Origin of the sequence: Streptomyces sp. NBC_00454 (genome assembly GCF_041434015.1) — a bacterium.
In the GTDB taxonomy this organism is placed as follows: Bacteria; Actinomycetota; Actinomycetes; order Streptomycetales; family Streptomycetaceae; genus Streptomyces.
Genome location: NZ_CP107907.1, coordinates 105,924 through 119,569, shown reverse-complemented (window position 1 = coordinate 119,569; position 13,646 = coordinate 105,924). Strand labels below are relative to the sequence as shown.

9 protein-coding genes and 1 pseudogene are annotated in these 13,646 nt (G+C 68.5%); 5 read left to right on the top strand and 5 right to left on the bottom strand.

From position 1 onward, the window contains the following. Positions 1–15: 15 nt before the first annotated feature. The 5 genes from kdpB (OHU74_RS00555) to OHU74_RS00535 all read right to left on the bottom strand — a co-directional run bounded on the left by kdpB (OHU74_RS00555) (position 16) and on the right by OHU74_RS00535 (position 4,882). Positions 16–2,121: a potassium-transporting ATPase subunit KdpB gene (gene kdpB / locus OHU74_RS00555; protein ID WP_371614004.1), complete on the bottom strand. Its 2,106-nt coding sequence runs from the start codon at positions 2,119–2,121 to the stop codon at positions 16–18. Then, positions 2,118–3,782: a potassium-transporting ATPase subunit KdpA gene (kdpA, locus tag OHU74_RS00550; RefSeq protein ID WP_371614003.1), complete on the bottom strand. Its 1,665-nt coding sequence runs from the start codon at positions 3,780–3,782 to the stop codon at positions 2,118–2,120. The genes kdpB (OHU74_RS00555) and kdpA overlap by 4 nt, the downstream gene beginning before the upstream one ends. Before the next feature lie 6 nt (positions 3,783–3,788). After that, on the bottom strand, positions 3,789–3,878 hold the full coding sequence (kdpF, locus tag OHU74_RS00545) for a K(+)-transporting ATPase subunit F (RefSeq protein WP_037690508.1): 90 nt from the start codon (positions 3,876–3,878) through the stop codon (positions 3,789–3,791). Continuing rightward, complete coding sequence (locus tag OHU74_RS00540) at positions 3,875–4,036, bottom strand: hypothetical protein (RefSeq protein ID WP_371614002.1); 162 nt, start codon at positions 4,034–4,036, stop codon at positions 3,875–3,877. The genes kdpF and OHU74_RS00540 overlap by 4 nt, the downstream gene beginning before the upstream one ends. Before the next feature lie 87 nt (positions 4,037–4,123). Continuing rightward, the gene (locus tag OHU74_RS00535) at positions 4,124–4,882 is read right to left on the bottom strand and encodes a DUF4118 domain-containing protein (RefSeq protein WP_371614001.1); all 759 of its coding nucleotides are present in this window, start codon (positions 4,880–4,882) and stop codon (positions 4,124–4,126) included. A gap of 278 nt (positions 4,883–5,160) precedes the next feature. On the opposite strand from OHU74_RS00535, the gene OHU74_RS00530 reads away from it, so the two are divergent. The 5 genes and pseudogenes from OHU74_RS00530 to OHU74_RS00510 all read left to right on the top strand — a co-directional run bounded on the left by OHU74_RS00530 (position 5,161) and on the right by OHU74_RS00510 (position 12,663). Continuing rightward, entirely contained in the window at positions 5,161–7,044 is a 1,884-nt protein-coding gene (locus OHU74_RS00530; protein ID WP_371614000.1) for an APC family permease, read from the top strand. 270 nt (positions 7,045–7,314) lie between these two features. Continuing rightward, positions 7,315–9,465, top strand: coding sequence for a potassium-transporting ATPase subunit KdpB (gene kdpB / locus OHU74_RS00525; protein ID WP_371613999.1), 2,151 nt, complete (start codon positions 7,315–7,317; stop codon positions 9,463–9,465). Between the two features lie 310 nt (positions 9,466–9,775). Further along, positions 9,776–11,713: an APC family permease gene (locus OHU74_RS00520; RefSeq protein WP_371613998.1), complete on the top strand. Its 1,938-nt coding sequence runs from the start codon at positions 9,776–9,778 to the stop codon at positions 11,711–11,713. Positions 11,714–11,854: 141 nt separating this feature from the next. Beyond that, positions 11,855–12,134, top strand: a pseudogene (locus OHU74_RS00515) (cation transporter); the annotation flags it as partial. 85 nt (positions 12,135–12,219) lie between these two features. After that, positions 12,220–12,663, top strand: a complete 444-nt coding sequence (locus tag OHU74_RS00510) for a hypothetical protein (protein ID WP_371619893.1) — start codon at positions 12,220–12,222, stop codon at positions 12,661–12,663. The last annotated feature ends 983 nt before the right edge of the window (positions 12,664–13,646 follow it).

Genomic DNA, 13,646 nt, shown 5'->3' with positions numbered 1-13,646 from the left:
TCAGCACGTTCCTAATCAGGAGAGGCCGGGGATGAGGGAGATGATCATGTCGATGATCTTGATGCCGACGAACGGGGCGATGAGGCCGCCGAGTCCGTAGAGGCCGATGTTGCGGCGGAGCATCTTGTCGGCGCTGGTCGGCTTGTACTGGACGCCCTTGAGGGCGAGCGGCACCAGGGCGATGATGATCAGAGCGTTGAAGATGACCGCGGAGAGGATCGCCGACTCCGGGGAGTGGAGGCCCATGATGTTGAGCTTGTCGAGGCCGGGGTAGACCACGGCGAACATGGCCGGGATGATCGCGAAGTACTTCGCGACGTCGTTGGCGATCGAGAAGGTGGTCAGGGCCCCTCGGGTGATCAGCAACTGCTTGCCGATCTCTACGATTTCGATGAGCTTGGTGGGGTTGGAGTCCAGGTCCACCATGTTCCCGGCCTCCTTGGCGGCCGAGGTTCCGGTGTTCATCGCCACGCCTACGTCGGCCTGCGCGAGGGCCGGGGCGTCGTTCGTACCGTCGCCCGTCATGGCGACGAGCTTGCCGCCGGCCTGCTCCCGCTTGATGAGGGCCATCTTGTCCTCGGGCGTTGCTTCCGCGAGGAAGTCGTCGACACCCGCCTCTTCGGCGATGGCCTTTGCGGTCAGCGGGTTGTCACCCGTGATCATGATGGTCTTGATGCCCATGCGCCGCAGCTCGTCGAAGCGTTCGCGCATGCCCTCCTTGACCACGTCCTTGAGGTGGATGACACCCAGGATCCGGGCGCCCTTCTCGTCCTTGACGGCGACGAGCAGCGGGGTGCCGCCGGCCTCGGAGATCCGGTTGGCGAGGAGGTCGGCGTCCTCGGAGACGTGGCCGCCCTGCTCCTTGACCCAGGTGATGACCGAGCCGGCCGCGCCCTTGCGGGTCTGCTTGCCGTCCACGTCCACGCCGGACATGCGGGTCTGGGCGGTGAACTCGATCCAGGTGGCGTGGGACAGCTCGCCCTGGTGGCGTTCGCGCAGGCCGTACTTCTCCTTCGCGAGGACCACGATCGAGCGGCCCTCGGGGGTCTCGTCGGCGAGCGACGAGAGCTGGGCGGCGTCGGCCAGTTCGGCTTCCGTCGTGCCCTTGACCGGGACGAACTCCGAGGCCTGGCGGTTGCCGAGGGTGATGGTGCCCGTCTTGTCCAGGAGGAGGGTGGAGACGTCACCGGCGGCTTCGACCGCGCGCCCGCTCATCGCGAGGACGTTGCGCTGCACGAGCCGGTCCATGCCCGCGATGCCGATGGCCGAGAGGAGGGCGCCGATGGTGGTCGGGATGAGGCAGACCAGCAGTGCGGTCAGCACGATCATCGACTGCTCGGCGCCCGCGTAGATGGCGAACGGCTGGAGAGTGACGACCGCGAGGAGGAAGACGATCGTCAGCGAGGCCAGCAGGATGTTGAGCGCGATCTCGTTGGGCGTCTTCTGCCGAGCCGCGCCCTCGACCAGCGCGATCATCCGGTCGATGAAGGTCTCGCCGGGCTTCGTCGTGATCTTGATGACGATCCGGTCGGAGAGCACCTTGGTGCCGCCGGTGACGGCCGAGCGGTCGCCGCCCGACTCGCGGATCACCGGCGCGGACTCACCCGTGATGGCCGACTCGTCGACGGACGCGACGCCTTCGACGACGTCACCGTCGCCCGGGATGATGTCTCCGGCCTGGCACACGACCAGGTCGCCGATGCGCAGCTCCGTGCCGGGAACCTGCTCCTCACCCTTGCCGTCCTTGGTCAGACGGCGGGCGATGGTGTCGGTCTTGGCCTTGCGCAGGGTGTCGGCCTGGGCCTTGCCCCGGCCTTCGGCGACGGCCTCCGCGAGGTTGGCGAAGATGGTGGTCAGCCACAGCCAGGCGGCGATTGCCCAGCCGAACCAGTCGGTCGGGTCCTTGATCGCGAGGGCGGTGGTGACGACCGAGCCGATCAGGACGACGAACATGACCGGGGACTTGATCATGACGCGCGGGTCGAGCTTCTTCACCGCGTCGGGGAAGGACTTCAGCAGCTGTTTGGGGTCGAAGAGGCCGCCGCCCACGCGTCCGCTGTCCGGCTTGTGGCCGGTGGGCACGTCCTGGTGCGGAGCCCTTGTAGGTGTGGCGGTGCTCATGATGCGAGCCCTTCGGCGAGCGGACCCAGCGCCAGGGCCGGGAAGTAGGTCAGACCGGTGACGATGAGGATGGTTCCGACGAGCAGGCCGGTGTAGAGCGGCTTGTCGGTCCGCAGGGTGCCCGCCGTCTCGGGGACGGGCTTCTGCTCGGCGAGCGAGCCGGCCAGCGCCAGGACGAACACCATCGGCAGGAAACGGCCGAGCAGCATCGCGATGCCGATCGTCGAGTTGAACCACTGGGTGTCGGCGTTCAGACCCGCGAAGGCGGAGCCGTTGTTGTTCGCGCCGGAGGTGTAGGCGTAGAGGATCTCGGAGAAGCCGTGCGCCCCGCTGTTGGTCATCGAGTTGGCCGGCGTGGGCAGGGCCATCGCCGCAGCCGTGAAGCACAGCACCAGGGCCGGGGTGATGAGGATGTAGAGCGCCGCGAACTTGATCTCGCGGGTGCCGATCTTCTTGCCCAGGTACTCGGGCGTGCGACCGACCATCAGGCCGGCGATGAACACCGCGATGATCGCCATGACCAGCATGCCGTAGAGGCCCGAGCCGACGCCGCCGGGCGCGATCTCCCCGAGCTGCATGCCCAGCAGCTGGATGCCGCCGCCGAGGCCGGTGTAGGAGGAGTGGAAGGAGTTGACCGCGCCGGTGGAGGTGAGCGTGGTCGCGACCGAGAAGATCGACGATGCGGCGATGCCGTACCGGGTCTCCTTGCCTTCCATCGCACCGCCGGCGACGTCGAACGCCGGGCCGTGGTGCGCGAACTCGGTCCACATCATCAGCGCGGTGAACCCGAGCCAGATGGTCGCCATCGTCGCGAGGATCGCGTAGCCCTGGCGCAGGTTTCCGACCATGCGGCCGAAGGTGCGGGTGAGCGCGAAGGGGATGAGCAGGATCAGGAAGATCTCGAAGAGGTTCGAGAGGGGGCTCGGGTTCTCGAAGGGGTGGGCGGAGTTGGCGTTGAAGTAACCGCCACCGTTCGTACCCAGCTCCTTGATGACCTCCTGCGACGCGACCGCGCCGCCATTCCACTGCTGGGAGCCGCCCATGAACTGGCCGACCTCGTGGATGCCGGCGAAGTTCTGGATCGCGCCACACGCCACCAGGACGATCGCGCCGATCACCGAGATGGGCAGCAGGATTCGGACGACGCCGCGGACCAGGTCGGCCCAGAAGTTGCCGAGTTCACCGGTGCGGGAGCGGGCGAAGCCTCGCACGAGGGCCACTGCGACGGCCATGCCGACCGCCGCCGAAACGAAGTTCTGTACTGCCAGGCCGCTGGTCTGTACGACGTGGCCCATGGCCTGCTCGCCGTAGTACGACTGCCAGTTGGTGTTCGCGACGAAGGACGCGGCGGTGTTGAAGGCCTGGTCCGGGTCGATCGCGGAGAAGCCGAGCGAGCCGGGCAGGATCCCCTGGGCCCGCTGGAGGCCGTAGAGGAAGAGGACGGAGACCGCGGAGAAGGCGAGGACGCCGCGGAGGTAGGCGGGCCAGCGCATCTCGGCCGACGGGTTGGCACCGATGGCCTTGTAGATCCACTTCTCCGGCTTGTAGTGCCTTTCCGAGGAGTAGACCTTGGCCATGTAGTCGCCCAGCGGGCGGTAGGCCAGTGCGAGCGCGGCGATCAGTGCGAGGAGCTGGAGCACACCAGCGAGAACGGGACTCATCGGTGGCTAGAACCTCTCCGGGTACACGAGGGCGAGGATGAGGTATCCCAGCAGGGAGACGGCCACGACGAGGCCGACGATGTTTTCGGCGTTCACAGCTTGGTCACCCCCCGGGCGATGAGGGCCACCAGCGCGAAGACCGCGACCGTGGTGACGACGAAGGCCAGATCGGCCACCGTGAGCTCCTGGATGAAGAGGGAAGAAAAGAATCGGCCAGACGGCCGATGCCGATGACGAGATAACCGTGTCTTCATCCCGGCGTTAAGAGGCCTTGACGGTGTCCATACGGCCGCCGGGGAACTCTTAACGCCACACTTACGCCAGGGGTCGTGAATCGCCGGTCAGCCCTGGTGGGAGAGGCCGGCCGTGTCCAGGGCGGCGCCTACCTGCGCGGCCAGTGCGACCGCCACCAGGCGGGCTTCCTCCGGGGGCAGGGGCCGGTCCGGCAGTGGATCGAGGAGGAAGCGGCCGTAGTAGTGGCCTCCGCCGACGGCCCGCAGTTCGGTCTCTCCGTCCGGCCAGTCCGCGTACTGGGTGATGCGGCCGCCGCGGCGCAGCCACAGGCTGCCGTCGCGCTCCAGCCGGGGCAGCCGGCCCATGAGGCTTCCGTACTCGAAGCGGCAGCCGCGCAGCCCCAACAGGCCGACGAGCTCTCGGCGCACGTACTCGACCACGGCTTCCGGCGAGCCGCCGTCCTCGGCCAGCCGCGCGGCGCCTTGGAGGCTCGACAGGTGTGCGGCGTCGGTGACCACGACCGTCTGGAGCCGGCGCACGCGTACGGCCAGCTGGGAGACGATCAGGCCGACGACGAGCAGCAGGACGGCCGTCTGGATCTCGTCGCCGTCGGCGATGGCGAACCGCTGGTAGGGCCTGGTGAGGAAGAAGTCGAACCAGCCCGCCGCCGACAGCGCGGCCAGGGCGCCGGCGGCCCGGGTGCCGAGTGCGGCGACGGCGACCACGGCGACGACCATGATCAGAGCCTCGTTGGTCGCCGAGAGGTCTCCGCGGAACGGCACGAGCGCCAGCGCTACGAGGAAGGGGGCCACGAGCGCCGCGAGCAGCACGGCGCGGTCGTGGAGTCGGTGTCGGTACCCGGACACGTGATGCCTCCTGTCCGGAGACGCAGGTCTTGATCGGAACCGCTCGGGTCCAATCGGGGTGGCCTGACACGGCCTGCCCTCATCAAGCGTGCCCCCGCTGAAGGAGGAGTCACTCACCCTGGCGAGGTCTTGACGCCCTTCATACGGATCTCCGTCCAGGGCGTAAGGGGTGCGTGAAGAGTGGGGCGGCAGCCGTATGGATCGCGCCAAGAGCACTGGTCATCCGGCCGCGCCGTCCGGACGCTGTCCTCACTTTGTCCAACGGAGGAACGAGCGAGATGTCCATGCACATGGAAAAGTCGACGACGGCCGGACAGGCGCCGGGCACGGAGGAACCTCCTGATATCGGCGCACGGACGCAGGTGGTGGAGGACCCGCACCGGCTGACCGCGCTCCAGGGCCTCGCCGCGCTGTCGCTCGACGCGATGGCCTCCGTCGCCTACGGGCCGGAGTCGATCGTGCTGGTCCTCGCGGCGGCGGGAGCCTACGGCCTCGGATTCACGCTCCCCGTCACCCTGGCCATCGCGGCGCTGCTGGCCGTCCTGGTGGCCTCGTACCGGCAGGTGATCGCAGCGTTCCCGGACGGCGGCGGCTCGTACGCCGTAGCCAAAAGACACCTGGGGCGACGTACGAGCCTCGTCGCCGCGGCCTCGCTGATCCTCGACTACGTGCTGAACGTGGCCGTCTCCGTCACGGCCGGCGTGGCCGCCCTGACCTCGGCCTTTCCGGAGCTCTACCCGGAGCGGGTGTGGATCTGCCTCGCGGTGCTGGTCCTGGTCACGGCGGTGAACCTGCGGGGGGTCGTGGACTCGGCCAAGGCTTTCCTCGTCCCCACCGCCGTGTTCGTGGGGTCGATCCTGGCGATGGTCGTGGTCGGCCTGTTCCGTGACGGGCCGGTGAGCACCGCCTCGGCCGCCGGGCACGCCTCCGTGCTGGGCGAAGGGGCCACCACGGTCGGTGCGCTCCTGCTGCTGAAGGCCTTCGCGGCCGGCTGCTCGGCACTGACCGGCGTCGAAGCCGTGGCCAACGCGGTGCCGTCCTTCCGTGCCCCGGCCGCTCGCCGTGCCCAACGCACCGAGGTGGCGCTCGGAGCCCTGCTGGGTGTGATGCTGATCGGGCTCTCGGTCCTGATCGGCCGCTTCCACCTCCAGCCGGTCGAGGGGGTCACCGTCCTCGCTCAGCTCGCGGACGCGTCTTTCGGCCACAACGCTGCTTTCTACGTGGTCCAGTTCGCCACCATGGTGCTCCTCGCGCTCGCCGCGAACACCTCCTTCGGCGGGCTGCCGGTGCTCATGAGCCTGCTGGCCCGCGACAACTTCCTGCCGCACGTCTTCGCCCTCAAGGCCGACCGCCAGGTGCACCGCCACGGTGTTGTCTGGCTGGCACTCGTCTCGGCGGCCCTGCTCGTCTTCTCCGGCGGCGACACCAACACCCTCGTCCCGCTCTTCGCGATCGGCGTCTTCGTCGGCTTCACCGTCTGCCAGATCGGCATGGTCCGGCACTGGCGCGGCGAGCGCCCCCGGGGCTGGCGGGCCAAAGCGGCTCTCAACGGCTTCGGCGCGCTGCTCACCGGGGTCTCGGCGGTGGTCGTGACCGCCACGAAGTTCACCGAGGGCGCCTGGCTGATCGTCCTCGCCCTGCCGCTCATCGTCCTCGCGTTCGAGAAGATCCACCGTGCCTACGCTCAGATCGGTGAACGCCTGGAGCTCGGCCGCATCCCGCAGGCGCCCCTGCGCTCCCGCTCGCTGGTCGTCGTACCGGTCTCCGGACTGTCCCAACTGACCTGCCAGGCCCTGACCGCCGCACGTTCGCTCGGCGACGAGGTCCTCGCCGTGACCGTGACCCACCCGGTTCCGGAGGACCAGCAGGCTGCGGAAGCCCTGAGACGGGACTGGGAGTTGTGGAAGCCCGGGGTCGAGTTGGTCGAGGTGCCCTCCAGCACCCGCTCGCTCGGCCGTCCGGTGTCGGCATACGTCCGCGAGCTGACGGAGACGCATCCGGGCACCCAGGTGACCGTCCTCATCCCGGAGACCGAACCCGCCCACCTGTGGCAGCGGATGCTCCAGAACCAGCGCGGATCCGTCGTCGCGCACGCGGTCCGCCGCGACACCGACGCCGTCATCTGCCGGCTGCGTTTCCGCATCACCGACGACGTGCGCTGACCTGCGTTGACGCACCTCTGACGGATGCTTGACGCATCTAGTGCGCCGCCGTCAAGACGGCGCCAATTCCTCCGCGTTGATGGGGGACAGCTCTACATCGGGCGGTAGTTTCCTGCTTGTTGCGCTGCCGGGGGGCCTCGATCACTCACATGACGGCCGAGGGGGTCCATGGAGTAGTCCCCCGGCGGCGACACCCCTCTCTCAAGCACCCCTGCCCGGCTCGCGGGCAGGGGTGTCTTGCCGAAGTCGAACTCACCAGAAGGTCCTTTCATGGCTCCCGCCACCGCGCAGCACGTTCCCCCGGGTCTCGGAACCCCTCCGCGGACCCCGGTCAACCGCCCGTCCCGGAAGCGTTCCGGCCAGGTGAACATGCTGGAGCCCGAGCTCCTCGCAGCCTCCGCGCGTGAGGCCGTCGGAAAGCTACACCCGCGTGAACTGGTGAAGAAGCCGGTGCTGTTCGTCGTCGCGGTGGGATCGGTCCTGACGACGCTCTCGGCGCTCGTCCACCCGTCCGTCTTCACCTGGGTGATCAGCGTCTGGCTGTGGCTGACGGTCCTGTTCGCCAACCTCGCCGAGGCCGTTGCAGAAGGCCGCGGCCGGGCTCAGGCCGAGTCGCTGCGCAAGGCGCGTACGGACACGGTCGCGCTCCGGCTGAACCACTGGACGTACGGGGCCAACCTGCGGCGCGCCGAGACCGAGGCGGTGACCCCGGCCGAGCTCCAGCCCTTTGACTTCGTCCTCGTCGAGGCCGGCGAGCTGATCCCGGCCGACGGGGACGTGGTCGACGGCGCCGCGATGGTGGACGAGTCGGCCGTCACCGGCGAATCGGCCCCCGTACTACGGGAGTCGGGCGGCGACCGGACCGGTGTCACGGGCGGCACGACCGTCCTGTCGGACTCGATCGTCGTACGGGTCACCTCGCGCCCCGGGAACAGCTTCATCGACCGGATGATCGCCCTGGTCGAGGGCGCCACCCGGCAGAAGACCCCGAACGAGATCGCGCTCAACATCCTGCTGGCCGCCCTGACCGTCATCTTCATCCTGATCGTGGTCACCATCCAGCCGATGGCCGCCTACGCGGGCGCCGCCCAGTCCACGACCGTCCTGGTCGCCCTCCTCGTCACCCTCATCCCCACCACCATTGGCGCCCTGCTCTCCGCGATCGGCATCGCCGGTATGGACCGCCTGGTCCAGCGGAACGTCATCGCGATGAGCGGCCGTGCAGTAGAGGCGGCCGGCGACATCAACACCCTGCTCCTCGACAAGACCGGCACGATCACCCTCGGCAACCGCGAGGCCGCGGCCTTCATCCCGCTGCCCGGCGTCGAGCACGTCAAGCTCGCGGACGCCGCCCAGTTGTCCTCCCTCGCCGACGAGACCCCCGAAGGCCGCTCCGTCGTGGCCCTGGCCCAGCAGTACGGGCTCCAGCCGGCTGTCGCCGAGGATCTGAGCAACCCGCGCTTCACCGAGTTCAGTGCCCGCACCCGAATGAGTGGCGTCAACCTGAGCTGGGACAACGGCGCCGGCTGCGCGATCCGCAAGGGTGCGGTGAAGCAGGTCTGCGACTGGGTGGTGGCACGCGGCGGGACCGTACCGTCCGAGGCCGCCGACTGGTCGGCCGCTGTCTCCGAGTCCGGCGGCACCCCTCTCCTGGTGGCGGTCCACGACTGGGACGGCCCGCGGGTCCTCGGCATCATCCACCTCAAGGACGTGGTCAAGGACGGGATCCGGGAGCGCTTCGCGGAGCTGCGCGCCATGGGGATCCGTACGGTCATGGTGACCGGCGACAACGAGCTGACGGCCCGCGCCATCGCCGCCGAGGCGGGAGTCGATGAATACCTCGCCGAAGCCACCCCCGAGGACAAGCTCGCGCTGATCAAGCGGGAGCAGGCGGGCGGCAAGCTCGTCGCGATGACGGGCGACGGCACGAACGACGCGCCCGCCCTAGCGCAGGCCGACGTGGGCGTGGCGATGAACACGGGCACCTCGGCCGCCAAGGAGGCCGGGAACATGGTGGACCTCGACTCCAACCCCACCAAGCTCATCGAAATCGTGGAGATCGGCAAACAACTCCTCATCACCCGAGGCGCCCTGACCACCTTCTCCATCACGAACGACGTGGCCAAGTACTTCGCGATCATCCCGGCCATGTTCACCGCGGCCTACCCGGGACTCGGCGCGCTCAACATCATGGGCCTGAGCAGCCCCACCTCAGCGATCACCTCGGCGATCATCTTCAACGCCCTGATCATCGTCGCCCTCATCCCGCTCGCCCTGCGCGGCGTCCGCTACCGCCCCGCCTCCGCGCACGACCTGCTGCGCCGCAACCTTGGCGTCTACGGCCTTGGCGGCCTGATCCTGCCGTTCGTCGGCATCAAGCTCATCGACCTGCTGGTGTCCACCGTCCCCGGCCTCGGCTGAGGGCCGTCCAAGACCTCGTTCACCACAGACCACAGACCAAGGCCGCACCAGGCCGGCCAGCGTTGATCCACACTCCGCTGGTTCCCCTGCGGGGGCGGCCCCCGTCCGGGCCGCCCCCGCGCCTCGTACGGAGCTGCTCTCGACCTTCGACGTGGGCGCGATGCGGCCGCTACGCCGCCGGTGGGTCTGTCCGTGTTAAGGACGCGTCAGGATTCGCTCAGCTGCGTGCATAAGTGATCAGCCTGCGTACGCTTGCTCCGCCGTCGATGTCGATGGCTGATTCTTTGCCGTACGACAGGAGCCCCCCACGATGGCCACCCCTGCCCGCTCCTCGCGCCTGCGCGCGTGGATGCTGGAAGGCCTGACCGCCGACACCAGTTCGCCCGCCGCCAAAGAGTCGGCTGCCCAGCCCCACGGCCGGCCATGGTGGCGGGTCATGTGTCTGACGGGTCTCGACTACTTCTCCACCCTCGGCTACCAGCCGGGTATCGCAGCGCTGGCCGCCGGACTGCTGTCCCCGCTGGCGACCATCGTGCTCGTCATACTCACCCTCTTCGGCGCGCTGCCGGTGTACCGCCGGGTGGCGGAGGAGAGCCCGCACGGCGAGGGCTCGATCGCCATGCTGGAGCGGCTGCTGACGTTCTGGAAGGGCAAGCTGTTCGTCCTGACCCTCCTGGGGTTCGCGGCGACCGACTTCCTCATCACCATCACCCTTTCGGCCGCCGACGCCACCGCGCACCTGGTGGAGAACCCGCACCTGACCTCCACCCTGCACGGGCACGAGGTTCTGATCACGCTGATCATGGTCGCGCTGCTCGGAGCCGTGTTCCTCAAGGGGTTCAGCGAGGCCATTGGCGTCGCCGTGGTCCTGGTGGCCACCTACCTCGGCCTCAACGTGATCGTCATGGCCGTCGGCGTGTGGAAGGTACTGAGCGAACCGCACGTCATCACCGACTGGTCGCAGGCGCTGACCACCGAGCACGGCAGTCCGTTCATGATGATCGCCATCGCGCTGGTCGTCTTCCCCAAGCTGGCGCTGGGCATGTCCGGATTTGAGACGGGCGTCGCGGTCATGCCGCACGTCGAAGGCGATCCGGATGACACCCCGGAGAAGCCGGCGGGCCGGATCCGCGGCACGAAGAAGCTCCTCACCACCGCCGCCGTGATCATGAGCGTCTTCCTGATCGTGTCCAGCTTCATCACCACCCTGCTGATCCCCGCCGACGCGTTCCAGCCGGGCGGCGAGGCCAACGGCCGTGCCCTCGCCTTCCTGGCCCACGAGTACTTGGGCTCGGCCTTCGGCACCGTCTACGACATCTCCACGATCCTGATCCTGTGGTTCGCGGGCTCCTCCGCGATGGCTGGCCTGCTGAACCTGATGCCGCGCTACCTGCCCCGCTACGGCATGGCCCCGCATTGGGCGCGTGCCCTGCGCCCGATGGTCATCGTCTTCACCCTCATCGCCTTCCTGGTGACCTGGCTGTTCAACGCCGATGTGGACGCGCAGGGCGGCGCCTACGCCACCGGTGTCCTGGTCCTGATCACCTCGGCTGCGGTCGCCGTGACCATCGCGGCCCGGCGGGCCGGCGAGCGCGGCTGGACCATCGCCTTCGGCGTGATCTCCGCGGTCCTCGTCTACACCACCGCCGTGAACGTCGTGGAGCGCCCCGACGGCGTGAAGATCGGCGCCTGCTTCATCGCCGGCATCATGGCCCTCTCCCTGCTCTCCCGGCTCGCCCGCGTCTTCGAACTCCGTGTCACGGACATCGAGCTGGACGACATGGCCCAGCGGTTCATCCGCGACACCGCCAACCGCACGATCCGGTTCATCGCCAACGAGCCGGACAGCCGTGACCTGGACGAGTACCGGCAGAAGAAGCAGCAGATCCGCGCGGACAACGACATCCCGTCCGAGGACGACGTCATGTTCGTCGAGGTCACCGTCCTGGACGCCTCCGAGTTCGAATCCGGCATGCGGGTACGGGGCGAGGTCCTCCACGACCGCTACCGCGTCCTGACCCTGGAGAGCTCCAGCATTCCCAACGCCCTGGCCGCCCTCCTCCTGTACGTCCGGGACGAGACCGGCCAGCGCCCCCACATCTACTTCGAGTGGACCGAGGGGAACCCGATGGCCAACTTCCTGCGCTTCTTCCTCTTCGGCCAGGGCGAAGTCGCCCCCGTCACCCGCGAGGTCATCCGCGAGGCCGAACCGGACCGCGCCCGCCGCCCGCACGTCCACGCCGGCTGACGTCCGACGCCGACGTCAAGAAGCCGACAGGAATCCCGCCGGACCCTCGCTTGGACGAGGATCCGGCGGGATTCTCACTTCTGTGCCCACTTTCTGGCGCCCCGACCGCAGCATCCGCAGGACCGTACTCGCCCTCGGGGCGGCTCCGCCAGCGCGGTCGCCGACTCCAAGCAGACCCTCCTCTGCACCTACCTCTCCGCCTTCCTCCTCGTGGGCCTGGTCCTCAACGCCACCCTCGGCTGGAGCTGGGCCGACCCGATCGCGGCCCTCGTCATCGCCGCCATCGCGGTGAAGGAAGGCCGCGACGCCTGGCAGGGCAAGGGCTGCTGCGCGACACCCGCCACTGCGGCGGTCGCGCCGTCCGCCGACTCCGCGACGGACGCGTGCGGGCTGCGGCCCCGGCTGCGACTGCTGTTCCTGAACCCGTGCGATGCCTCGTACGCGGGGCGCGGTGAGTGTGATGATCGCGCTTGCGTGCGGCACGGGTCCGGCGCACAGGAGAGAACATGAAGCCGTACCTCGCCGTACCTCTGGTGCTCATCGCACTGCTCATCGCCGTCTCCGGGGTGGCCGCGGTCGCCCGTGGCTGGGTACTTCCCATGAACCGGCGCCACGTCCACAGCCCTCGCGTCTACGGATGGGGTCAGTTGGTGGCGGCCCTGGCACTGTGCTGGCAGGTGCTCTTCGGGCTGGTGATCAGCGATTCCGGGACCCGGCACTGGGGCACCCTGACCGGAGGCGCGATTCTGGTCGTCGGCCTCATGGTGATGATGGTGGGCCAGTTGGCGGGTGGCGGTCGGGAAGGCAGCGGCCACTCGATGGTGGTCCCGATGAGACTGGCGGCGACGATCCGCCGGATTCCGGATGGAGCCTGCGGGACGGTTCCGGGGGAGACCATGTGCACCACTTCCAGGGTGTCTGCGGGGACGTCGGGTGTGGCCACAACGTAGAAGTCCCCAGGTCAACCGCATATGTGGCCCGCCATCACAATCGGGCTACACCTGATGTGCCCGCGCACCATATGACCGGAACTCCTGCCCCGCATCCCCTCCGGAACAGGGTCGTGAAGCCCTGTCGGAATTGGAGAGTCAGGGCTCTTTTGGGTAGGCGGTGCTGACTCCCGTGCTGGTTTGGTGCTGACCCGAAACCCCACGTCAGCACCCCTCGCGACCCGTCCCGTGCTGGTTCGGTGCAGGTTACGCTGCGTTGAGCGCGACCTGATTTGGGCCGATGCGGGCAAAGCGGAAGCGCGGAGAATCAGGCTGGGTTCCGCCTCTCGGGCTCGTTTCGCACTGGGCGTTGGCCGGCACGCCGCGGCGACCGGATTCGAGTGCATGACGCACCCCGGCATGCTGTAGGCAGTGGGCCGGGACACAGCGACGCCCGGATTCCCGCTGGACTCGGACTCTGGATACCGGCAGATTCTTCGTCTCCTGGTGGTACGGCAGCTACACCCATGCCGACCAGGGGAAACGGCAGTTGGCGCCGTCCTCTGGCGGCGCCTGGTCCGGATATGGTCCGGATCTTGGTGCGGCCCGGTCTCCGCGATTCGCGAGGGCGGCCTGGACCCGGAGTGGAAGCCCCTCCTGAAGAACAACGCCGGTGTCAACGTCAGCCCGTGCTTCCCCGCTTACGTGTCCGGCCATGCCTCCTTCGGTGCCGCCTGGGCGGGAATCATGAAGCGCTACTTCGGCAGCGACACCATCGCCTTCGACCTCACACCGACGAACCCAACGCACCGGTCAAGCAGCGCCACTTCACCAGCTTCAGCGCCGCGGCCAAGGAGGATGTCGACAGTCGCATCTGGCTCGGGGTCCGCTACCCGTGGGACGCCACTGACGGCCTGATCCTCGGGGGCAACGTCGCAGGCCAGGTCTTCACCACCGAGCTCCGCACCCTGTGAGGTGAAGTGATGTGAGGCCACGCGGCACGG